This window comes from Pelagerythrobacter aerophilus (assembly GCF_003581645.1).
GTDB classification, from domain to species: Bacteria; Pseudomonadota; Alphaproteobacteria; order Sphingomonadales; family Sphingomonadaceae; genus Pelagerythrobacter; species Pelagerythrobacter aerophilus.
In genome coordinates this window covers 14,296-36,545 of the sequence record NZ_QXFK01000001.1, presented here as the reverse complement: position 1 = coordinate 36,545, position 22,250 = coordinate 14,296, and the positions used below count along the sequence as shown (strand labels likewise).

At 63.1% G+C, this 22,250-nt stretch carries 18 protein-coding genes and 2 pseudogenes; 15 read left to right on the top strand and 5 right to left on the bottom strand.

The genetic code is table 11. From position 1 onward, the window contains the following. Window positions 1–216 precede the first annotated feature (216 nt). Window positions 217–1,513: pseudogene (locus D2V04_RS00180) on the bottom strand (IS110 family RNA-guided transposase). Window positions 1,514–1,666: 153 nt separating this feature from the next. On the opposite strand from D2V04_RS00180, the pseudogene D2V04_RS00175 reads away from it, so the two are divergent. Beyond that, window positions 1,667–2,005, top strand: a pseudogene (locus D2V04_RS00175) (integrase core domain-containing protein); the annotation flags it as partial. A 194-nt stretch (window positions 2,006–2,199) separates the two neighbouring features. Here the strand turns inward: D2V04_RS00175 and D2V04_RS00170 are convergent. Genes D2V04_RS00170 through copC form a run of 3 tightly spaced genes read right to left on the bottom strand, consistent with a single transcriptional unit; the run spans window position 2,200 to window position 4,221 of the window. Beyond that, a complete protein-coding gene (locus D2V04_RS00170) occupies window positions 2,200–2,835 on the bottom strand; it encodes a helix-turn-helix domain-containing protein (RefSeq protein WP_119511377.1) in 636 nt (211 codons plus the stop codon). 32 nt (window positions 2,836–2,867) lie between these two features. After that, window positions 2,868–3,833 (bottom strand): copper homeostasis membrane protein CopD, encoded by a 966-nt coding sequence (copD, locus tag D2V04_RS00165; RefSeq protein ID WP_119511376.1) that lies wholly within the window; start codon window positions 3,831–3,833, stop codon window positions 2,868–2,870. A gap of 4 nt (window positions 3,834–3,837) precedes the next feature. Further along, window positions 3,838–4,221 (bottom strand): copper homeostasis periplasmic binding protein CopC, encoded by a 384-nt coding sequence (gene copC, locus D2V04_RS00160; RefSeq protein ID WP_119511375.1) that lies wholly within the window; start codon window positions 4,219–4,221, stop codon window positions 3,838–3,840. 163 nt (window positions 4,222–4,384) lie between these two features. On the opposite strand from copC, the gene D2V04_RS00155 reads away from it, so the two are divergent. From D2V04_RS00155 to D2V04_RS00115, 9 genes are all read left to right on the top strand, one after another. Next, window positions 4,385–4,630, top strand: coding sequence for a hypothetical protein (locus D2V04_RS00155; RefSeq protein WP_147391735.1), 246 nt, complete (start codon window positions 4,385–4,387; stop codon window positions 4,628–4,630). A gap of 2 nt (window positions 4,631–4,632) precedes the next feature. Beyond that, on the top strand, window positions 4,633–5,070 hold the full coding sequence (locus D2V04_RS00150) for a periplasmic heavy metal sensor (RefSeq protein WP_119511373.1): 438 nt from the start codon (window positions 4,633–4,635) through the stop codon (window positions 5,068–5,070). After that, entirely contained in the window at window positions 5,067–5,651 is a 585-nt protein-coding gene (locus D2V04_RS00145) for an RNA polymerase sigma factor (protein WP_119511372.1), read from the top strand. Before D2V04_RS00150 ends, D2V04_RS00145 begins: the two co-directional genes overlap by 4 nt. 113 nt (window positions 5,652–5,764) lie before the next feature. Continuing rightward, complete coding sequence (locus D2V04_RS00140) at window positions 5,765–7,606, top strand: copper resistance system multicopper oxidase (protein ID WP_119511371.1); 1,842 nt, start codon at window positions 5,765–5,767, stop codon at window positions 7,604–7,606. Further along, on the top strand, window positions 7,603–8,817 hold the full coding sequence (locus D2V04_RS00135) for a copper resistance protein B (RefSeq protein ID WP_119511370.1): 1,215 nt from the start codon (window positions 7,603–7,605) through the stop codon (window positions 8,815–8,817). The genes D2V04_RS00140 and D2V04_RS00135 overlap by 4 nt, the downstream gene beginning before the upstream one ends. Window positions 8,818–8,909: 92 nt before the next feature. Next, window positions 8,910–9,299, top strand: coding sequence for a DUF305 domain-containing protein (locus D2V04_RS00130; protein WP_228766169.1), 390 nt, complete (start codon window positions 8,910–8,912; stop codon window positions 9,297–9,299). A gap of 1 nt (window position 9,300) precedes the next feature. Further along, window positions 9,301–9,822: a DUF411 domain-containing protein gene (locus D2V04_RS00125; RefSeq protein WP_119511368.1), complete on the top strand. Its 522-nt coding sequence runs from the start codon at window positions 9,301–9,303 to the stop codon at window positions 9,820–9,822. A gap of 28 nt (window positions 9,823–9,850) precedes the next feature. Then, window positions 9,851–10,192, top strand: a complete 342-nt coding sequence (locus tag D2V04_RS00120; protein WP_147391734.1) for a hypothetical protein — start codon at window positions 9,851–9,853, stop codon at window positions 10,190–10,192. A gap of 354 nt (window positions 10,193–10,546) precedes the next feature. After that, window positions 10,547–13,018: a TonB-dependent receptor plug domain-containing protein gene (locus tag D2V04_RS00115; protein WP_119511366.1), complete on the top strand. Its 2,472-nt coding sequence runs from the start codon at window positions 10,547–10,549 to the stop codon at window positions 13,016–13,018. A 36-nt stretch (window positions 13,019–13,054) separates the two neighbouring features. On the opposite strand, the gene D2V04_RS00110 is transcribed toward D2V04_RS00115, so the two are convergent. Beyond that, complete coding sequence (locus D2V04_RS00110; RefSeq protein ID WP_119511365.1) at window positions 13,055–13,960, bottom strand: LysR family transcriptional regulator; 906 nt, start codon at window positions 13,958–13,960, stop codon at window positions 13,055–13,057. Window positions 13,961–14,015: 55 nt separating this feature from the next. Between D2V04_RS00110 and D2V04_RS00105 the strand changes: the two genes are divergently transcribed. From D2V04_RS00105 to D2V04_RS00085, 5 genes are all read left to right on the top strand, one after another. Then, on the top strand, window positions 14,016–15,086 hold the full coding sequence (locus tag D2V04_RS00105) for an amino acid ABC transporter substrate-binding protein (protein WP_228766168.1): 1,071 nt from the start codon (window positions 14,016–14,018) through the stop codon (window positions 15,084–15,086). 77 nt (window positions 15,087–15,163) lie between these two features. After that, window positions 15,164–17,272, top strand: coding sequence for an ABC transporter permease subunit (locus tag D2V04_RS00100; protein WP_228766167.1), 2,109 nt, complete (start codon window positions 15,164–15,166; stop codon window positions 17,270–17,272). Further along, window positions 17,262–18,509: a cystathionine beta-lyase gene (metC, locus tag D2V04_RS00095; protein WP_119511362.1), complete on the top strand. Its 1,248-nt coding sequence runs from the start codon at window positions 17,262–17,264 to the stop codon at window positions 18,507–18,509. The genes D2V04_RS00100 and metC overlap by 11 nt, the downstream gene beginning before the upstream one ends. Then, entirely contained in the window at window positions 18,506–19,258 is a 753-nt protein-coding gene (locus tag D2V04_RS00090) for an amino acid ABC transporter ATP-binding protein (RefSeq protein WP_119511361.1), read from the top strand. Before metC ends, D2V04_RS00090 begins: the two co-directional genes overlap by 4 nt. 283 nt (window positions 19,259–19,541) lie before the next feature. Then, a complete protein-coding gene (locus tag D2V04_RS00085; protein ID WP_119511360.1) occupies window positions 19,542–22,247 on the top strand; it encodes a TonB-dependent receptor domain-containing protein in 2,706 nt (901 codons plus the stop codon). Window positions 22,248–22,250: the final 3 nt, after the last annotated feature.

The window sequence follows — 22,250 nt, the reverse complement described above, 5'->3', positions numbered from 1 at the left end:
CGACAACGTCCTAGGTCGGGAAGCAGCTGTGGGACAAGGCCAGCAGGTCTCGTTGCGCCGATCATGACCGGCGCAAATGTCTTTTTGATCCAGATGGCTTCCATCGTCAAGGAATGCGCTCTCGGCCATAGCAAACACAGGATCCAGCGGCCGCATCGGTCGTGGTCCTAACCGTCCTTAAAATGAGATGCGGATGCCAGATGGAAGGCCCGAACATTATCTACAGGGTCGCAGTTGCGCCCTCACGGCACAGCAGAGAGGGGTCCTTCCATCTGGTGTCCGCCCGTTCGAGGAACGGGCGGTACTCGGTTCCCGTCTTGATGACGGCGTGCGCGACGCGCGCCATCTTGGCGGTGAGTGCAGTCATTGCCTTGCGGCGGCGATCGGGGTCGTTGGCGTGTCCTTCCATGTATCGGCCCAGCTTATCGCGAAAGCTGTTGTCGCGTTGGCGAGCGGCGACTTGTGCGGCCATCCAGAAAGTGCGGCGCAACCGAGCATTACCATACTTGGAAAGCTTGGTCCGACCGCGGAATGTGCCGGACTGGCAGGTGGCCAGATCGAGCCCGCAGAACTTGAGGAACTGGCGATGGTGGGCAAACCGTCGAAGGTCCCCGGCCTCGGCGAGGATGGTCAGCGCGTTGATCGGGCCGATGCCAGGGATCATACGAAGCAGCTGGTAGTCACGGTTCTCGCTGAGCATGGCATGGGCGGCTCGCTCGATCTCGTCACGTTGGCGGATCAGACTGCGCGCTTGCGCGATGACCATGCGAAACATGGCAATCGCCACAGAATCCTCATCGACCGGCAGTGCGACGGATGCGCAGGCGGTCTCGTAAATATCGTTGATTAATCGAGCCTTGGAGACCTTGCGACCGACCAGTGACCACGCCTCGCGCGTGAATGCTTCCTGGCCAAGCGCTGTCATGCTCCCGGGCGTCGGAAACCGCTCGAGCAAGGCAAGAAACCAATCAGACCTGCTGTTGCCGGCGAAGCGCTCGATCTCTGGGAAGTAGAGCGGCAGGTAATGGGTCAGGATCCGGTGCCAGGTCTGGGTCTTGGCTTTGGAGATGGCCTCGTGTGTCTTCGACATCTCCTGCAGATCGTTAATCCCGGCGGCAAGCGGATCGACGTAGCGCTGGGTGGCGCCAATCCGCAGCATATGCAGGATCACCTGCGCGTCCTTGGAGTCGTTCTTGTCCCAGCCATTATGTAGAGCCTCTCGGGTCCGGGCCAAGGCTACGGACGAGATCAGGCGCAGCTCGAAACCTGCTGTGAGCAAGCGGTGCGCCAAGGTGCGGTGATAGTTACCGGTCGCCTCGAAGCCGACGACAATCGGTCTGCCAATATCAGCCAGAACGGACGCAAGGCGGTCGTAATCGGTCTTCGTCGCCATCACTGTCATACGCCGTCGCCGCCCGCCCTCCGGGCGTTCGATGAGGACCTCCTGGCGGTGCTTGGACATATCGATGGCTACCAGCACGGCATCGGCGGGTGTAGAACTGAGCTTGGTCATGGTCGGTCTGCCTCCAAAGTGTTGAGTCGACAACTTCACTTTAGAGACCTGATGACCGGTCATGACCGCCTTGATGAAGCCTGCGGGCGCTACGCGCCCTTGTCTCCATCAAGGCGAGCGCTGCCTTCGAGAGGCAGCTTCCCAATGTGCTACGGCCCCGAGTTCGTTGCCCATGCTGTGCGTAAATGGCTCGGGCGGCTCGGCGTCACCACCCTCTATATCGAGCCCGGCAGCCCTTGGGAGAATGGCTATATCGAGAGCTTCAATGCTCGCCTGCGGGATGAGCTGCTCAATGGTGAAATCTTCTACAGCCTGGAGGAGGTCCGGTGCGTCACCGGCTGGTGGCGCGATCATTACAATCGCCTCCGGCCGCACAGCAGCCACGGATATCGACCACCGGCTCCGGAAACGATCAAGATGCCAGCCTGGCCGCTCGGCTCCGCTGCGCTCCGCCTCCCGCCCAGGCTGGCATCGGAGGCGGTCTTCAACTAATTATGCAACCGGACCAGTCATCGCGGGCAGTCCAGCGATGCCTTCCGGCCTCATCGTTTTCTCGGGCACCGGCATCCAGGACAATCTCGTCGACAAGGCGCGGGCGTTCGGCATCCCGGTCTGGGATTTTCGCATAGCCCCCGGAAATTGAGCCGGATTTGGGTGCAACACCGCTTGCCTTCCGGCGAGCGCGATCACAGGATGACAGCAACATGCGTAAAGTGCGCCTGATCGGCGAAACCGCCCGCCGCCGCTGCGTCGGCAAGACTCCCGCCGCCGACGAGCGCCCGAACGGCCCGCTGGAGTTGCAGCCATTGGAGCAGCTTCGCCGGCGGCGCGCCAAAATCCCGGCGGACGATTTCGCGAAGGCGCGAGGTGGAGAGGCCGACAAGGCCGGCCAGTGCACGCGGCGTCGACACATCCTCATGGGCAGCGAGCACCCCGGACAAGCGCGCGTCGAGCGGATTTGCCTCTGATCGATCGATATAATCCGACGCCCAGCGTTTCGCATCCGCTGCGCTTGCGATTGCGCGAAGGGCTGCCGCCGGGGCCGGAGCCATTAGAATGGGCGTCGATCCCGTGGACAGACGCGCATCGGAGCGAAAGAGGGGATCGAGATAGAAAGACCGCACGAGGGCGCCTTCGGGGCCCAGGCGATGCCGGACATGCGAGGCAATGGCGACTGCCCGCCCGACCGGGATCGTCATGTCGCCGTCGCCCGAAACCTGCAGATCGTTCTCGACGGCGAGGCTTATTTGATGGGCGAGATGGCTATGGCGGCGGCTGCTTCCGATGCGCGCGTCGATCAGAGCCCAGCCGGTTCCGAGCATGATCGAACCGGACCAGGAGGCGGTAGTGGCCGTCAAGCCGGACCGGTGTCGACAAATGGTTCGAGCGTGCCGAACCAGGCAACCAGCGCGAGGATGACGAGCGCCGCCATCGCTTCGATGACCAGACTCCTGCGCATCGCCGCCAGCGCCTGGCGGGGGTCGGTATCGGGGCCGTCGGTATCGGTTCCCGGCACGACCGCCGCGAGGGCCGGGGTCAGTCGCCAGCGGTTGGCGGCCGCGAGCGCCAGCATCAGCCCGAACAGCGCGAGTTTGGCGAGAAGCAATTGCCCATAGGGCGAGCCGAGCGATCGGCCGATATTTGCGGCACCGACGATCATCTGGCTGTTGATGAGGCCGGTCGCGGCGATAATGATGACGCAGATCGTCCCGACGCGCGAAAACTGATCGAGGCTTCGCGCGGCAAGGCGCAGCCCATCAGCCATTTCGAGAATATGCTTCGGCGCGATCAGCAGCAGGAAGGCGCCGAGCGCGCCGATCCAGATCGCGGCGGCGGCAAGGTGCAGGATGTCGCTGATCCGGTGGACGGTGCCAGCGGTCCCTTCGGTCGCACCCGCATGACCGGACCAGACGAGGGTCGCGACGGCCACCGAGCCGGCTGCCGTGAGCATCGTCGCCGCGGTTGTCGGCCAGCGTGTCAGCCAGATCGCCGCGACGAGCGCGAACAGGAGGGCGGCGCTCCGGTAAATCCAGGCCATCCCGACATCCGTCTCGCGCACAAGATCGAGGAATGGCCGGAATTCCAGGGAAAGAAGACCCACACCCTGCATCGAAGCCGCAAGCACGGCCATCCCCAAGGTGGAGAAGAGCAGCCCGGCGACGCACAGCCAGCGTTCCGCGCGCCAGATCGCGGCCATCGGATGCGGTCCGAGGCGCTCGCTTTGCGTCAGCGCGTAGAGCGGAAACGCCGCAAGCCCGGCGATAAGCATCAGGTCCGCATAAAGTGCGAACCTGATGCCGATCAGGACGGGGTCACCCACCGTCCTACTTCACGGTGAAGCTGAATTCGCTACCCATGCGATGGGTGTCGGCGCCCGCCGCCGACCATTTGACCTTGTAGGTTCCGGGCGTCAGCTGCCGCTTGAGCATGAGCATCGCCGACTTGCCTTCCTTGCCCATCATCGACGTAAAGGGCACCTTCATGGGGGCATGATTGGCCATCCCGGGCATCCCGGTCATGACGAGCTCGGTCTTGAGCGTCGAGGCGACGATCTTTTCGTTGAACTGGAGATTGATCGACGTGACTTTCGAGACGGTCGAATTGGCCGCCGGCGTCGAGCCGACAAGCTTGGTGTGCGCGTTGGCGGCAGCCGGCATGAGCATCAGCGCGAACGCCGCTGCCGCAGAGGGGAGAAGAGACTTGAGCATAGGGACCTCCAATTGCGTGTCTGTCCTGCTAATACGCAGGATATCGGCGTAGCCCTCAAATATTCCGGCGGAATATTCCGCGTGAGGGGTGAGGCCCTTCGGCGCGTATGTACAATGATGGAAAGGTTTGAAGAGACGGTCGATGGATAATGAGCTTCGCATTTTGAACCGAATCGATCTGCCCGCGGCGCTCGATGCGCTCGACGATCGTATCATGGGCGCATTGGCGATCCGTCGGCGCGAAGCGATGGCGACGCGCCGCCTGATGGCGCTCGCCGCCTTTGTTTCGCTCGGAGGCGGAATTGTGGCGGGGAGCGTGATTTCCCAACCGGCGGTCGCGGCGAGTCCCTTCACCCCCTTCGGCCCTTCGAGCGCGCTTGCGCCGTCGACTCTGCTGGACGTGCGGTAACGATGCCGTCGCGCCGCCTTCTTCTCCTGGGCCTCATCGCATTCGCTGCGGCCATCGCCGGTGTTTTCGTCGGGCGCACGGTGTCGGATGCCCCGGACGCCAGCGAAACCGAACTCCACGCGCTTCTCCACGGGCAGCTCGACCTCACCGCGGAGCAGGAAAGGAAGATCGAGCGGATCGAAGCCGACTTTGCAAGTCGCCGCCGGGCGCTTGAACTCGAAATGCGCGCCGCCAATGTCCGGCTCGCGCAGGCGATCGAAGCCGAACATGGCTATGGTCCGAGGGTCACCAAGGCGATCGACGAGACGCATGAAGTGATGGGCGATCTGCAGAAGGAAACGCTCCAGCATTTGTTCGCGATGCGCGGGGTTCTGAGCCCCGAACAGGCGGAGATGTTCGACAAGAGCGTGGTCAAGGCGCTGACCGCCGATGCACGGTGAGCGCCGACCTATCGCAATGTAGCGATGAGGAATTGGCAGTCTTTGCGCGCGCGCGCCGCGAGGATGCGTATCGCGAGCTGCTGCGCCGGTACAAGGCGGGGGTCTACCGGCTCATCGTCAAGCAAGTCGGCGATGCCGAAGAGGCGATGGACCTGACGCAGGAGAGCTTTGTTGCCGGCTTTTCCGCGCTCGACCGCTATGATGGCGATCGGCCGTTTCGTACCTGGATTGCCCGTATCGCACTCAACAAATGCCGGGATTGGGCGCGTCGGCGAAAAGTGCGTGCCTTTTTTTCTCGCGCGCTGCCGCTCGAGAGTGCACATCATGTCGCGAGCGATGGTCCCGCGCCCGACTCCGAGGCGACCGCCAAGCGCGAGCTTGCGCGGGTCCGCGGAGCGATCGACCAACTGCCGCAAAATTTGCGCGAGGTGCTGCTGCTGCGCGGCGTGGATGAGGTCAGCCAGGCCGAAGCCGCGGCAATTTTGCGGGTCAGCGAGAAGACGGTCGAGACGCGCCTGTACCGTGCGCGAACCAGGCTCAAGGAATTGCTCGCGGGAACATCGGCGAGAGCGCGGGGTTGACATATCGACCGCTCGATCTGGCGGCATTCCCTCATCGACGGCATTATTATTGAGGGGCGGCCGTCTCGCCTGCGTATGGCTTTAGGAACAGTCATTAAACGGTCGGAAAGAATATGCAGATGGAAAGGCGTCGGTTCGTCAGTGGAGCTTTGGGCGGAGGCGCTGCTGCGGCGATGGCCGCATGGTTCCCCGCCTGGGCGCAGCCGGTGTCCTCGGGCATCACCGCGCCTCTTCCCACCGTATCGGGCAACGACATCACGCTGCGCATCGCGCGCCAGACGATGCGGATCGACGGCAAGCTCAGCCGCGCGATCGGGATCAACGGCACCGTGCCCGCACCGCTCATCCGGCTGAAGGAAGGGCAAACGGCCAAGCTCACCGTCATTAACGACCTCGACGAGGACAGCTCGATCCACTGGCACGGGTTGATCCTGCCCTTCCAGATGGACGGCGTGCCGGGGGTGAGCTTTCCCGGCATCAAGCCGAAGTCGACCTTCGTCTACGAGTTCCCCGTCGTCCAGTCGGGCACCTACTGGTATCACAGCCATTCGGGGCTGCAGGAGCAACTCGGCCATTACGGGCCGATCGTCATCGACCCGGCGGGCGCTGACCCGATCGGCTACGACCGTGAACATGTTGTCGTGCTGTCGGACCACAGTCAGCTTTCGCCCGAAGCGATCTTCCGCAAGCTCAAGGTCAATCCCGGCCATTTCAACATGCAGCGCCAGACGCTGGCGGGTCTGCTCGCCGGCAAGGATCAACCGCTCAAGGAGCGGATCGATTGGGGCAAGATGCGGATGGACCCGACCGACGTCGCAGACGTTAATGGTTCGACATACACCTTCCTCGTCAATGGCCATGGTCCGCGCGACAACTGGACCGCGCTCTTCAGCCCGGGCGAGCGGGTGCGTCTGCGTATCGTCAATGCGTCGGCGATGACGATCTTCAACGTCCGCATCCCGGGCCTCAGGATGACCGTCGTGCAGGCCGACGGGCTCAACGTCGTGCCGACCGAAATCGACGAGTTTCAGATCGCGGTCGCCGAAACCTATGACGTCATCGTCACCCCGGCCGAGGACCGCGCCTATACGTTCGTCGCCGAGGCGAACGATCGTTCGGGCATGGGACGTGCGACGCTCGCACCGCGCGCCGGCATGGTCGCCGAGGTGCCGCCGCTTCGCGAACGCCCGCTCGCCACCATGAAGGACATGGGCATGGGCGACATGTCGGACGGCGCGATGGCGGGTATGGACCATTCGGGCAGCGGTGACATGGGCGCCATGCCCATGCCCGCTACCGATCCATCCTGCCCTCCCGAACATGCGAAAATGGGTCATTGCACGCCGGCGGGCGAAGGCGGCGCGATGGCGGGCATGGATCATGGATCGGGCGGCATGCAGCACAGCATGCGCGACTTCAGCGTCGCGCCGCAGGTCAAGCGCGACCCGAGCGTCCAGACGATCTCGCCGATGCCGATGGATCGCATGGGCGAGCCAGGGCAGGGACTTGAAAACGTGGGGCACAAGGTGCTGACCTATCACGACCTTGTCGCGCTGGAACGCAATCCCGATGTGCGCGCGGCGTCGCGCTCGCTCGACATCCACCTGACCGGCAACATGGAACGTTTCATGTGGTCGTTCGACGGCATCAAAATGTCCGACTATCACGAGCCGATCCCCTTCATCGAAGGTGAGCGGGTGCGGATCAACCTCATCAACGATTCGATGATGAGCCACCCGATCCACCTCCACGGCCATTTTTTCGAACTGGTCACGGGCAAGGGCGACCGTTCGCCGCGCAAGCATACGGTGCTCGTCCAGCCGGGCGGCACCGCGAGCTTCGACTTCACCGCCGACGCGCTCGGCGACTGGGCGTTCCATTGCCACCTTCTCTATCACATGCACGCGGGGATGATGCGCGTCGTCAGCGTCCGGCCGAAGGGAGACGGCGAATGACCCGGGTCGCGCTTCTCCTCGCTGGTATCGCGCCGCTGGCCTTTGCTGTGCCCGCCGCGGCGCAGTCGATGGATCATTCGATGCATGGTGCGGCGCCCGCGCCGACACCCGCTCCCTCGCCAACGCCAGCGCCAGCGCCGGTAGCCCAGCCCGCGCCCGAAGCGCCGGCCGAAGGACCGATGGAGCAGATGGACCATGGGAACATGCAGGGCATGGACATGGAACCCGAGGCTTCAAGCTGCCCGCCCGAACATGCGGCGATGGGTCATTGTACGCCTGAGGCGGAGGCTCCAGACAAGGGCGCTTCGGACATGGGTGCGATGGATCATGGCGCACCGCAGTCGTCCGATCCCGATTGCCCGCCCGAACATGCCAAAATGGGCCATTGCACCCCGAAGGGCGAGTCTGCGGATCCCATGGCCGGAATGGAAGCTATGGCGACGACGAGCGCCAGCGGGACCGACCTGCCGCCGGGCGACGCCGCTGCGCCGCCGCCGCCCGGCGACTGGTACGCCGACCGCATCTATCCCCAAGCCGAAATGGAGCACTCGCGCCACGACATGATGAAGGAGAATGGCGCGCAAACCATCGCTTTCATTAGCTTCAATCTGGCCGAATATCAGGCACGCAAAGGACGCGACGGCTTCCGCTGGGACGGCGAGGCTTGGTACGGCGGCGACATCAACCGCCTAACGCTCAAGAGCGAAGGCGAAGGTGTGTTCGGCGAAGGCGTTGAGGAAACCGAGATACAGGCCCTCTACAGCCGGGCGATTGGACCCTATTTCAATGCGCAGGCGGGTATCAGGCAGGACCTCGGCCCCGGACCCGACCGGACTTATGCGACGATCGGCTTCGAAGGCCTCGCGCCCTACTGGTTCGAGGTCGAAGGCGCGCTGTTTCTTTCGAACAAGGGCGATCTGCTCGGCCGCCTTGAGGGCTATTACGACCAACGCATCACCCAGAAGCTGATTCTCCAGCCGATGGCCGAATTCAATTTCGCGCTGCAGGATGTGCCCGAGACCGGAACGGGTTCGGGCCTCTCCGACCTCGAGCTCGGCCTCCGCCTTCGCTACGAGATCGTAAAGGAATTCGCTCCCTATGTCGGCGTCGAATGGACGCGCAAGGTCGGCGATACCGCGCGATTTGCGCGCGCCGCAGGCGAGGATGCGAGCGGCGTCAGCTTCGTCATGGGGGTGCGGGCCTGGTTCTAGAAGTTTCGCGGGGCGGCGACACGTCGAGGAGAAATGCCGTGAAACCAGCCTATCGCAGCCTTGCGCTGCAGACGATCGTCAGCGGTGTCATCATGTATCTGGTGATGTTCGTCATGATCGACCGCCTCTCGAGCTTCTACAATAATCTGAACATGCTCTACATGACGCTGATGATGGTCTCGCCGATGGTGGTGCTGATGATCGTCGCGATGCCGGACATGTTTCCATCGAAGCGCTTCAACCTGCTTCTCTTGCTGGGGTCGGCGGTCGCCTTTTTCGGAAGTTTCGGACTGATCCGGACCCAGACGACAATTGGCGATACGGCCTTCCTCCGTTCAATGATTCCGCATCATTCGGGGGCAATCCTCATGTGTGAGCAGGCATCGCTGAAGGATGCCGAAATACGCGAACTTTGCCGCACTATTATCGCGGGACAGGCTGCCGAAATCGAACAGATGAAATCCATTCTCGTGAGGAAATGACATGCAAAGCCCGATGACGCGCCGCTATCTTATCGGCCTGATCGCGGCCGGCTCGGGAGTCGCGCTTGCGGCGTGCAATGCCGCTCCGGCCCCGGCAGCGACAGGTGAGAAAAATGACCCGGCTCGCAAGCCTCGCGACGAAGCGGCGGATCTTGGGCGGATGCTCGTCTACCGCGATCCCGGATGCGGCTGCTGTGAGGCCTGGGCGGATATCGCGCGCAAGGCCGGCTATGAGGTGATTGTCGAGAACCGCTCGGACATGGCCGCCGTCAAGACGCAATATGGCGTGCCTGCCGATCTGGCCTCGTGCCACACGGCGATAATCGGCGGCTATGCCGTCGAAGGTCATGTGCCGATGCGCCATGTCGCGAAACTGCTCCTCGAAAAGCCGCGCGACATTCGCGGCATCGCGGTGCCGGGAATGCCGCGCGGCTCCCCGGGAATGGAAATGCCGGACGGAAGCGTCGACGCCTTCGACGTTATGGCGTTCGGCGGCGGCAAGGTGTCCGAATTCCGCGCGTGATCCGCCGTCGCGACAAAAGGAGACTGACATGATGAGACGCATTGCCTTGACCAGCGCGACCGCGCTGATCCTTGCCCTGGCCGCATGCGGCGCCGAACCCACGCAGACGAATGAAGGGCCGTCAGAACAGCGCGGAAACCCCGGCGGAATGACGCCGCCGATCGCTGAAACTCCGCCTGCCGTGGAGGGAGCACCGGCTCAGGAGGAGCCGGCAGTCGCCACCGACGGTGCGAAGCCGCCCGAGACATCGCGTCCCGCGAAAGAACCCGTGGCTAAGGCGCCCGTGCCTCCCGTCGCAAAGCCCGCCCCGGACCCTGCGAAGCCGGCCGAGCCCGACCCTCACGCCGGGCACGACATGGACAAGATGTGACGGAACATAGGACGATGCGGGATGCCGCCAGGCCGGAAGGCGGCACGCTGCGCTGTATATCTTAGCGCCGCGCCCGGCCGGTCGCGCCGCCGGATAGGCGCGACCAAGGAACGCGCGGCTGCGTTCACCATGATGCGTGTAGGACCATGTCGTTGCGTGCCGGACGCGCTGCCCGGGGGGCTGCGGCGAGTTTGCAGGCGGGCGACCCTCAGTCCAGCCTCCAAGGCCTAACATATAACGATATGGAATAGCCCTCTCGTTTGTAATGATGAGTCGTGATTATTTCTGGCCATGCCGGAGCCACGAATATAGCTCGGCGATGAAGCCGAGAGCTTTTGTAAATGGGAGGGGAGCATGCAGAAACTGCTTCGCACGAGCGGCTCGATTATCGCCGCCCTGGTCGTCACCTTGCCGGTTGCGGCCTTTGCGCAGGACGGCGCCGAAGAAGCATCGGGAGCAGCCGCGTCGCAGGGCGACATCGTCGTGACCGGCACAAGGCGGAATGATCTCAAGGCGGCCGACTCCGCCCAGCCGATCGATATTATCACCGGCTCGGAACTGCTCGAAAAGGGCACAGCCGATATGAACGATCTCCTCCGCACCGAGGTCCCGTCGCTCAATGTGCAGCGCCTCGTCAGCAATGACGGCGCCGTCTTCACCCGGCCCTTCTCGCTTCGCGGCCTGCCGCCGGATCAGACGCTGGTCCTCGTCAACGGCAAGCGCCGTCATCGCGGCGCCACCGTCCAGTTCACGAACGTTCCCTATATTCGCGGTTCGCAGGGTCCCGATCTCTCGGCGATCCCATCGATCGCAATCGGCCAGCTCGAGGTGCTGCGCGACGGGGCATCGGCACTTTACGGCTCGGACGCGATCGCCGGTGTGCTCAATTTCGGCCTGCGCCGGGACCGTGAGGGCGGGCTGCTGATTGCCCGCTACGGCCAATTCTATAAGGGCGATGGCGAGGATGTGCTCGTCCAGGGCAATGTCGGCCTCCCGTTTACCGATGCCGGTTTCGTCAACATCAGCGGCGAATATGTGAACGCCAGTTCCACATCGCGCGGCATCCAGCGTCCCGACGCACAGGCGCTGATAGACGCAGGTGTCCAGGGCGTTCCGGTCCCGGCGCAGCGATGGGGCAATCCCGAGTCCGAAGCGGCCCGCATCTTCGTCAACGCCGGCATCGATCTGTCGGACGAAATGGAATTCTACACCTTCGGCAACTATAGCTGGAGCCGCGGGACCACGGCGTTCTTCTACCGTCATCCCGATACCAGTTTCATTTCCACCTCGATTCCGCTGACCAGCACCCCGGGCGGCCAGCGGTTCAGCTTTCGCCAGCTCTATCCCGGCGGTTTTACGCCGCAGTTCGGTGCGACGGTGACCGACGCCGCGCTCGCCGCCGGTCTCAAGGGCGAGTTTGCCTCGGGCTTTACCTATGACCTCAGCGCGTCCTACGGCCAAAATCATGCGTCCTACCGGATCGACAACACGGTCAACCCTTCGCTCGGTCTGGCGTCGCCGACCTCTTTCAAGCCCGGGCAGCTCGAGCAGCGCGAACTCGCCTTCAATCTGGATCTCACCTATCCGATCGCCATCGGCACGTCCGATCCGCTGACGCTTGCCGGCGGCCTCGAGTATCGGCGCGAGACCTATGAGATCACGGCCGGAGACATCGCTTCCTGGCAGGTCGGGCCTTTCGCCTCGGTCATCGACCCCGATACGGGAAGCAGGGTGGGCCTGCCCGTCGGTTCTAACGGCTTTCCCGGCTTCAGTCCGATCCAGGCCGGCGAGTTCGCACGAAGCAACTGGGCTGCCTATACGTCGCTCGAAGGCAATCTCACCGAGGCGTTTCAGTTCGGCCTCGCCGGACGCTACGAGAATTACTCGGATTTCGGCTCGAAATTCACTTGGAAGATCAACGGGCGCTATGATTTCTCCGACATTTTCGCCGTGCGCGGATCCGTCAATACCGGCTTTCGCGCGCCGACCCCGGGTCAGTCGAACGCCTCGCAGGTGCAAACGAACATCGATTCGGTAACCGGCGCACCGCTCACGGCCGGGATTATCGCGCCTACCAATCCGGTCGCACAATTCTTCGGCGCGACCCCGCTTCGGCCGGAAAATTCATTCAACGTGGCGGGCGGCATCGTCGTGAAGCCCACCAACCGCATCACCTTCACGCTCGATTATTTCAACATCAAGGTCGAAGACCGGATCGCCGTGTCAGGCAATTTCAACCTTACGCCGGCACAGCGCGCACAGCTTGCGGCGCTCGGCATTCCGGGAGGGGATTCTTTCCAGCAGGTGAGCTTTTTCACCAACTCCTTCGACAGCCGCACCCAGGGCGTCGATGCCGTGCTGACGGTCGGCTTCGACCTCGGCGGCGGCAAGGCGACATTGGGCCTCAACGGCAACTATACCAAAACCGATGTCATCAAGGCCTCTCCGGTCATCACCGCCGATCGCGAGCGGTTGCTCGAACTGGAGGGTTTCGTCCCGAAGTGGAAGGGCAATGCGTCCTTCACCTATTCGGGCGACCGTTTCGGCCTCGTTGCACGGGCAAATTATTATGGCAAATGGACCGATTATGGCGCGACGCCGGCGGCCGACCAGACGGGCGGCGCCGAACTGCTGGTCGATCTCGAACTCTCCTATCGTGTCAGCGACATGCTCAAGCTCGCGGTCGGCGGCGAGAATATTTTCGACAATTATCCCGACGTCGAGGCGCGGCAATCGCAGATCAACAACGGAATCAAATATCTCCGCTTCGCCCCGACGGGATTCAACGGGGGATTCTGGTACGTCCGCGCGACCGCTTCCTTCTGACCCGGGGCTTCGATGGCCGTGCCGCGACGTCCCGGCTCAGCCAGCGTCGGACCCGAACATCGCGTCGCGGTGAGATTGGAGCATCGCTATGAAGGCGGCCGCGACCTGAGACATCGGCCTCAACTTCGGCGTGAAGAGCATATATTCGAAATGAACCTCCGGCGCGAAATCACGAACCGTCAGGCCCCGTTCGGCATAATCCGCCGCGGTCACGGGGTTGAGGATCGAGCATCCGACCCCTTGCATGACAAGCGCGCAGATGGTCATCGCATATTGGGTTTCGATGACCATTTCACGGTGGACACCGGCATCCTCGAAAATCCGATCGATCCGGTGGCGGACGCCATCTTCGAGCGCGAGCGAGATGAAGGGTTCGCCTTCGAGATCAGCCGGCCGGATGACCTCCCTGGCGGCGAGCCGGTGACCGGCAGGGAGAACGCAGGCTCCGGGACAGCGCAGGAAGCGTTCCATGCGTATGCCGGGCAATTCGCGCGCCGGCGTCGCGAGCCCGATGTCGAACTGCTGGTTCGACATCCATTGCCGCACCGTGGAGGAACTGCGGGTCTGCAACTGGACGGTGACACCCGGATGCGTCTCGCGAAAGGCCGCGATGACACGGGGCAGAAAGCTGACCGCGAGCGCCGGGAGCGCGGCGATTCGCAATGTGCCGGTCGCCATGTTGCGGATATCTTCGGCCACACGCTTCAGCGCCGCTATGCCCGAAAAGCTCCGCTCGACCTCGTAGAAAAAGGCATCGGCCTCGGGCGTCACCGTGAGCGCGCTGCCGCGCGACCGCAGGAAGAGCTGAAAGCCGAGCTGATGCTCGAGGTCCGCGAGCATCTTGCTTACCGCGGGTTGCGAGAGGTTGAGCGAGTGCGCAGCCTGAGTGACCGACCCGGAGAGCATCACGGCCCTGAAGGCCTCGAGGTGACGCAGGTTCATCGGACTTCGCTCCCCATAGCTAATTCTTATGGCACTAGCATCGAAAGCCTCATTTATGAATAGGTTGCACCCGTTGCGCCGTCGGCTTCCGGCGCTGCTCGTCGCAGGTGCGCTCCTGCTCGCGGGCTGTGAAGGCGAGCCCGCGGGCACCGGGAACCATGAAATCGCCGCGGCGCAAGGTTCGACGCTCGCCCGAATCCGGGCGCGGGGGACGCTCAATTGCGCCATTCATACGGGTCAGCTCGGCATGTCCTATCTCGACAAGCGCGGACGCTGGCAGGGGTTCTTCGTCGATTATTGCCGTGCCCTCGCCGCCGCAGTCCTCGGTGATGCCCGCAAGGTTCGGTTCATGCCGGTTGCCTCGAACAAGCGTTTCACGATCGTTCAGACCGGCGAGGCCGATGTCCTGTCGCGAACGACGACATGGACGCTTACGCGTGACACGGACCTCGGCGTGAATTTCGTCGGCACGATGTATTATGACGGGCAGAGCTTCCTTGTGCCGCGGCGTTCCGGCGTGCGGTTGCCGGCGGATCTCGACGGCGCATCGATCTGCATCACCAAGGGGACGACCTCCGAGCTCAACACTGCCGAATATTTCGAGCGCAAGGGACTGCGCTTTCAGTCGGTCGTGTTCGAAAACCCCGAAGAAGCGAAGCTCGCTTTCTTCGCCGGACGATGTGACGCGATGACCACCGACGCGTTCACATTGACGGTGATTCGCCTCGCCGATGCGGCGCATCCCGACGATTATGTCGTGCTGCCCGAACGACTCACGAAGGAGCCCGTCGGTCCCGTTGTGCGCAGCGACGACGAGCAATGGTTCGAGATCAACAAATGGGTACTGAACGCACTCTTCGCAGCCGAGGAGATGGGGGTTACCAAGGACAATGCGGCGCGTATGCGAAGCGGTTCGCGCGATCCCGAGGTTCGCAAGATGCTGGGCGGGCTGCCGGGCTTCGGCAAATCCCTCGGCCTCGACGATGACTGGGCATATCGGGCGATCGAGGCGACCGGCAATTACGGTGAAATCTTCGACCGGCACATCGCGCCGCTCGGGGTCGAGCGCGGGCAGAACAGGCTCTACCGGGACGGCGGGCTGATCTACCCGTTGCCGATGCGATGATCCGGGCGCAGCGTAGCCTCCTGAACGCCGCACTGCCCTGGATGCTTTTGGCGGCAGGGCTTGCTGTCGCGTCCGGCTTGTTTGCGACATTGGCCGATAATCTCGCCGAGCGGAATATCCGGACAGGATTGGGTTTCCTCTCCGACCGGGCGGGCTTCGCCATTGGCGAAACGCTGATCGCATATGCGCCGGGCGACTCCTATGCGGCGGCGCTGGCGGTAGGGCTTCTCAACACGCTTCTCATATCGGCGCTCGGGATCATCCTTTCGACCCTCCTCGGCCTTGCGGTCTGCATGGCCCGCCTGTCATCCAACTGGCTGCTTGCGAAGCTCTCCGGCATCTACATCGAACTGGTCCGCAACATTCCGCTGCTGCTCCAGATGTTCGTCTGGTACGCCGCACTGCTGTTCGGTTTGCCCGGTCCCGGTTCGGGTGCGGTCGGAGCGATCGACCTCGACAATCGGGGGTTGCATCTCCCCGCGCTCACCCTCTCCGATCCGGCGAGGGCCGCGCTGCTGATCGTGTTCCTGGCATCTGCGATCCTGTTCGGTGTCTTCCGGCGCAGACGTGCGCGTGTCGTGCTCGCGCTGGCATTGACCGGAATGACCGGGGTCCTGCTCATTCTGTGGGGCGCGATCGATCTGCCGCGGGCCGGGCGCTTCGGAACCATCGGCGGCCTCTCGCTCTCTACCGAGTTTCTGACGCTTGTCGCCGGCCTTTCGGTATACGCTTCGGCCTATCTTGCCGAAATATTCCGCGGCGCGATCCTGGCGGTGCCCGCCGGGCAGCGCGAAGCCGCGAGGGCGCTCGGCCTGTCGCCCGCGCAGACATTGGGCCGGATCGTCCTTCCGCAGGCATTGCGGGTTGCCATGCCGCCGATGACGAGCTGGCACCTCAATACGATCAAGAACAGTTCGCTGGGCGTGGCGATCGGATATCCCGAATTTCTCTCGGTGGTCGACACCGTCATCAGCCAGACCGGGCAAGCGATCGAGGGCGTCGGCCTGCTTGTCGCGACCTTCCTCTTGCTTTCCTTGTCCTTGTCGCTCGTCACCGGCCTCTATGCTCGCCGCCTGGGCTGGAGCGTCGCCGGACAGCCCGGCCGAAACCAGCCGGCGGCACGCGAATCCTTCCCCATACGCGCCGTGGCGGCATGGCCGGCATGGGTACGGCGCAATCTGTTCGGGGGAGGTCGCCAGTCGATCCTGTCCGTGGCTATCCTCGCCCTCGCTACCATTGCGGTCGGCAAGGGGCTGACATGGCTCTTCTTCGACGCGACCTTTGCCGGAGGCGCGACCGAATGCCGGTCGGCTGGCGGCGCCTGCTGGCCCTTCCTGCGTGAAAATGCGCGGCTCATTCTGTTCGGAACCTATCCCGAGCCCGAGCAATGGCGCGCCGCTGGGGCTGCCGCGGCGTTGCTTGGATGTCTTGCGCTATCTTTCGCGCCGCGATTTTGGAGCGGCCGCCTCGGCCTTGCATGGCTTGGAGCGGTTGCAGCCGCAATCCTTCTGCTGCGCGGCGGGTTTGCAGGCCTTCCCTATGTGCCGATGGAAAAGTGGAGCGGCCTTCCGGTTACATTGCTGCTTGCGAGTGTCGCGGTGATCGGCGCCTTTCCGTTGGCAATCCTCCTCGCATTCGGACGCAGATCGCCGAAGCGCGCCGTTCGCTGGCCGAGCGTCGCCTTCATCGAAGTGGTTCGCGGCACGCCCCTGATCGGCGTGCTCTTCCTTGCCGCGGTGATGTTCCCGCTGTTCGTCCCTTCCTACCTGTCGATCGACAGTCTGCCGCGCGTCCAGATCGCACTTCTCTTCTTCACTGCCGCCTATATGGCGGAGGTCATCCGGGGCGGCCTTCTGGCGGTCCCGGCCGGGCAGGAAGAGGCCGCTCAGGCTCTCGGCCTCACCAAGTGGCAGGCGCGTCGCCACATCCTCTTGCCGCAGGCACTCAAAGTCAGCGTGCCGGGATTGGTCAACACCTCGATCAGCGAGGTGAAGAATACCACGCTCGTCCTGATCGTCGGGGTCTTCGACTTGTTGCAAACGACCCGCCTCTCCTACGTCGAGGCGCAATGGCGTCCCTATTTCGCCGAAGCCTATCTTTTCACCGGGACAATATTCTTCCTCCTCTGTTTCTCCCTGTCCCGGCTCAGCATGAAGATCGAACGGAAATTACATTATGCAGGATAAACACGACCAGAAATCGGGTCAGCGGCTGACGAGGCCGGGCGGGGGCGCCTGGCAGGATCCGACCCGCGCCGTCCATGCGGGGCCGCGGCCACAAGCTCAGCGCGGCCTCATCAATCCGCCCGTAGATCGGGCCTCGACCATTATTTACGACAGTGTCGAGGCATATATGGATCGGCACCAGGGCCTGTACGATGAGGTCATCTATGGACTTTACGGAACGCGAACGACATTCGCGCTCGCCGAGGCCGTAAGCGAACTCGAAGCGGGCCATGCAACGGTCATCACCTCGTCGGGAACGAGCGCAATCGCCCTTACCCTCACGGCTTTCGTGGGCGAGGGGGACCATCTGCTCGTTGCGGACTGCGTTTATGGGCCGACCCGCAAGTTTCTGACCGACGTGCTTGCGCGCTTCGGTGTCGAGGTCGAATATTTCCGGCCCGATATCGGCCCGGAGATTGCCGCACTCTGCCGCGGCAATACCCGGCTCATCTACATGGAAACGCCTGGTTCGCAGACCTTCGACATGATCGACGTCCCCGCGATCGTCGCGGTCGCGCGTAGCAGGAATATCCTGACTGCTGTCGACAACACCTGGGCTACGCCGCTCTTCTTCAAGCCGCTGGCCCATGGCGTCGATGTTTCGCTTGCATCGGCAACCAAATATCTCTCGGGCCACTCCGATTGCCTTCTCGGCACGATGACCGCCGGCAGCGAGGCCATCTATCGCCGTCTCAAGGATGCGGCCGCGCGCTGGGGTAATTGCGCCAGCCCCGACAATTGCTACCTCGTCCATCGGGGTATCCGAACGCTTGATGCCCGTCTCGAACGTCATCAGCGCACGGCGGCGACGCTGATCGACTGGTTTCTCGATCAGCCCGAGGTGGTCGCCGTCCGCTATCCGGCTCATCCGGCAGATCCCGGTCATGCGATCTGGAAGCGGGACTTTGCGGGCGCGTCGGGATTGTTCGGCGTCCAACTCGATCGCCTGACGTCACCGGAAACCGCCGCCTTTTTCAACGAGCTGTCGCTATTCCAGCTCGGATCGAGCTGGGGCGGCTTCGAAAGCCTCGCGGTCCCGGCATGGCCCGCGCCGATCCGCGATTTCCCCAGTGGCGAGGCCGAAGGTGCGCTGATCCGCATCCACGCCGGGCTGGAGGCGCCGCAGGACCTGATCGCCGATCTCAATGCGGCTTTCCGGCGCGTGCGAGCCATGCGTGACGGAAAGCGGACATCATGACCGGCGGTCCGATTCCGGCGGCTGTCTGCCTTCGGCAAGTCGAGAAATATTACGGAGCCTATCATGCACTCCGCTCGATCGACCTTGAGATCGCGCCGCGCGAACGAGTCGTGATCTGCGGCCCCTCGGGATCGGGCAAGTCGACGCTTATCCGGTGCATGAACATGCTCGAAGTGCCCAATTCCGGGGCCGTCCTCATCGAGGGCACCAATGTGATGGAGGCCTCGCACCATGCGGCATCGGCGCTTCATTCCGTCGGCATGGTCTTTCAGCAGTTCAATTTGTTCCCGCACAAGACGGTCCTTGAAAATTGTACCCTCGCGCCCGTGCTCGTCGGCGGCCTCGCTCCCCAGGACGCCGAGTCGCGGGCCATGTCCTATCTGGACAAGGTGCGGATCGCGGACCAGGCGAACAAATATCCGGGCCAGCTTTCGGGCGGGCAGCAGCAGCGGGCGGCCATTGCGCGGGCGCTGGCGATGGAACCGCGGATTCTTCTTTTCGACGAGCCCACATCGGCGCTCGATCCCGAAATGATCAAGGAGGTTCTCGATGCGATGACGGCCCTCGCCAGCGAGGGGCGGACGATGGTCTGCGTGACGCACGAAATGGGGTTCGCGCGCGAGGCGGCCGACCGGATTCTTTTCATGGATCAAGGCCGGATCATCGAGGATGCGAGCCCGGCCGATTTCTTTGCCGCTCCAAAAAGTGAGCGCGCGCGAACCTTCCTCGACCAGATACTTTCGCATTGAGTGGCCGCGATGCCGGCACGCCCGGACCGTGACGCCGTTGGTCCCGTCATTTCATGAGCAAGTCGAGGGGGTGAGGAGCCCTCTCCCTGCGTGAGCAGACCGCTGCCTGCAAAAAAATTTCAAAATCGATGAGGGATGATGCGTCGGGATGCGTATTTAAAGCATATCTTGCGCCCGGAATTTATGCTCTAACTATTTGATATGATTCAGTAATTTCCTGTTGACCTGTATATACATTTGATGCTCTCTGAGGGGAATCAGCCAACCATCAGGGGGTTTTGCTATGATGACCAGGACATTTTTGCTCGCCAGCGCCGCGGTGGTCGCTACCTTCGCAACGCCCGCTTTTGCGCAAAGCGACGCTCCGGCGCAGGCGCCGGCCGCCGAGGATGCCCCCAGCGGTTCCGACATCGTTGTAACGGGGTCGCGCATTCGCCGGCAGGATCTGGCGGGCGTCGGTCCGGCGACGGTGGTCTCGGCCGAGCAGATCGAGAATACAGGCGTCGTCAACATCGAGACCGTGCTGCAGCGCTTGCCTGCCAACGCAGGCTTCGCGGGCAACCAGACCTCGGCCTATTGGGCGAACAACGGATATGGCACCGCGCAGGTCAATCTGCGTGGGCTCGGGATCAAGCGCACCCTCGTGCTCCTCAACGGCCGCCGCCTCGTCGCGGGCGGCACCGGTGCCAACTCGTCGCCCGATCTCAACATGATCCCGGTTGCCGCCCTCGCGCGCACCGATGTGCTCAAGGATGGCGCGTCGGCGATCTATGGCGCCGATGCGATGGCGGGCGTCGTCAACCTCGTGACGCGCACCGACTATGAAGGGCTGGGCCTCAGCGTCCGGCAGGGGATCACCGAAAAGGGCGATGGCTCGGATTTCACCGCCGATCTTCTCTGGGGCATCCGCAACGACCGTGGCGGCTTCATGGCGGCGGTCACCTATCAGAAGACCAAGGCGGTCAACATGGCGACGCGGGCGCCCTGTTCGCTTGCCGAAACGACGCCGGGCCAACTGTCATGCGTCAACAGCGCCTCGACGATCGGCGGTCGCGCGGTGCTGCCCAACGGTCAGCAGATCAACTTCAACCAGGTGCTCGGCGGCAACGGCAATTTCTTCGAGCCGTACAGCGCGGCGAAGCACAACTTCAACTCGAACCCGTTCCTCAACGCGGTAAGCCCGGTCGAGCGCGTCAGCACGGCCTTCTTCGCCGATTATGACATCACCGACAACATCGAGGCGTTCGGCGAATTCCTCTACACCTTCCGCAAGTCGAACCAGATCGCGACCCCGGGTACGTTGCGCAATCTCGCGATCGCGGCGAGCAATCCGACCAACCCAACGGGGCAGAATATCGTGCTCGTGCAGCGCCGCCTCGCCGAGCCCGGCCCGCGGCAGTTCTTCCAGGAAACCGACACCTGGCAGGGGACTTTCGGCCTTCGCGGCAAACTGTCGAACAATTGGGCATGGGAAGTCGCCGGCGCTTTCGGGCGTAACACGGCGGTCGACGGTTCGACCAATATCGCCAATCTCGAACGCGTGGCGAACACGCTGGACACGACCAAGTGCAGCCTCGCGGCGGGCGCGTCGATCCCGTGCGCCGACTATCTCGGCTTCGGCGACCTGACGCCCGAGGTGCTCGACTATATCCTCTTCACCTCGCGTGACCGCGGCGGGAATGAACTGGCGACGGTAACTGCCGATCTCAACGGTGACCTGTTCAGGCTGCCTGCCGGCCCGGTCTCGTTCGCGGCCGGCCTCGTCTATCGCAAGGAAAAGGGCTGGCGCGACCCCGATCCGCTGACCGTGCTCGGCATCGCCAACACCAACCAGCAGGATCCGATTTCGGGGACCAGCACCGCCAAGGAAGCCTATCTCGAATTGTCGGTGCCGATCCTCGCCGACAAGCCCTTCTTCGAGGCGCTGACGCTCGATGGCGCGGTCCGCTATTCGGATTATGACCTGTTCGGGAGCGACTGGAACTATAAGGCTAGCCTCGACTGGGTGATCAACGACAGCTTCCGCCTGCGCGGCACCTATGGCACCGGTTTTCGCATCCCCAATGTCCCCGAACTGTTCGGTGGCGTGTCCGAAGGCAATCTGACGACCACCGATCCCTGTTCGCGCTACACGACGAGCGGCAATGCGACGCTGATCGCCAACTGCCAGGCGTCGGGGGTGCCGGCAAACTATGTCCAGCAGGGGACGACGATCCTCACCACGGTCGGCGGCAACGAAAATCTGAAACCCGAAAGCTCGACGACCTGGACCGTCGGGACGGTGATCTCGCCCAAGGGACTGGTCCCGGGCCTGTCGCTCACGGCCGACTGGTTCGACATCAAGATCAAGGATGCGATCCGCGCGATCCCGGGTTCGACCAAGCTGGCCATCTGCTATGCCAGCCAGAACCTGTCGCATCCTTTCTGTGACGACTTTACCCGCAGTGCGCTGACCGGCGAAGTCACCTTCCTTTCGGCGCAGCCGATCAATACGGGCCGCGAGGAAATGAACGGCCTCGACCTAGGGCTCGTCTATAATAATGACATCGGCAGCGTGAACGTCTCGCTCGACGTCAACCTGACCTACCTCAACAAATATGTCGTCCTGCCATTTCCCGGCGGCGCCCCGATCGATTTCGACGGCTTCATCGGCGGCGGCAACGGCGGCTATCCGAAATGGCGCGGTTATGGCGTGCTCACCGCCGAAAAGGACGGCATCAGCGCGACCTGGTCGACGCAGTGGATCGGCAAGGCGACCGACTTTAATGCGGCGCCCGGCGAAATCGGCTACAGCACGCCGAACGTCTTCTACCACAATCTCCAGCTTGCATATGAGATCGACGAAAAGACGCGCTTCCAGCTGGGGGTCGACAATCTCTTCGACCGCAAGGCGCCCTATATCCAGAGCTTCACCGATGCGAACACCGACACGATGACCTATGACCTGCTCGGCCGACGCTTCTATGTCGGTTTCCGCACCGCCTTCTGAGGG

Coding starts and splice junctions, on each gene's coding strand:
- D2V04_RS00140 (WP_119511371.1), top strand. CDS start 5,765: ATGCAGATGGAAAGGCGTCGGTTCGTCAGTGGAGCTTTGGGCGGAGGC.
- D2V04_RS00120 (WP_147391734.1), top strand. CDS start 9,851: ATGATGAGACGCATTGCCTTGACCAGCGCGACCGCGCTGATCCTTGCC.
- metC (WP_119511362.1), top strand. CDS start 17,262: ATGCAGGATAAACACGACCAGAAATCGGGTCAGCGGCTGACGAGGCCG.
- D2V04_RS00130 (WP_228766169.1), top strand. CDS start 8,910: ATGTATCTGGTGATGTTCGTCATGATCGACCGCCTCTCGAGCTTCTAC.
- D2V04_RS00150 (WP_119511373.1), top strand. CDS start 4,633: ATGCCGTCGCGCCGCCTTCTTCTCCTGGGCCTCATCGCATTCGCTGCG.
- D2V04_RS00110 (WP_119511365.1), bottom strand. CDS start 13,960: ATGAACCTGCGTCACCTCGAGGCCTTCAGGGCCGTGATGCTCTCCGGG.
- D2V04_RS00085 (WP_119511360.1), top strand. CDS start 19,542: ATGATGACCAGGACATTTTTGCTCGCCAGCGCCGCGGTGGTCGCTACC.
- D2V04_RS00170 (WP_119511377.1), bottom strand. CDS start 2,835: ATGCTCGGAACCGGCTGGGCTCTGATCGACGCGCGCATCGGAAGCAGC.
- copC (WP_119511375.1), bottom strand. CDS start 4,221: ATGCTCAAGTCTCTTCTCCCCTCTGCGGCAGCGGCGTTCGCGCTGATG.
- D2V04_RS00115 (WP_119511366.1), top strand. CDS start 10,547: ATGCAGAAACTGCTTCGCACGAGCGGCTCGATTATCGCCGCCCTGGTC.
- D2V04_RS00125 (WP_119511368.1), top strand. CDS start 9,301: ATGCAAAGCCCGATGACGCGCCGCTATCTTATCGGCCTGATCGCGGCC.
- D2V04_RS00135 (WP_119511370.1), top strand. CDS start 7,603: ATGACCCGGGTCGCGCTTCTCCTCGCTGGTATCGCGCCGCTGGCCTTT.
- D2V04_RS00090 (WP_119511361.1), top strand. CDS start 18,506: ATGACCGGCGGTCCGATTCCGGCGGCTGTCTGCCTTCGGCAAGTCGAG.
- D2V04_RS00105 (WP_228766168.1), top strand. CDS start 14,016: ATGAATAGGTTGCACCCGTTGCGCCGTCGGCTTCCGGCGCTGCTCGTC.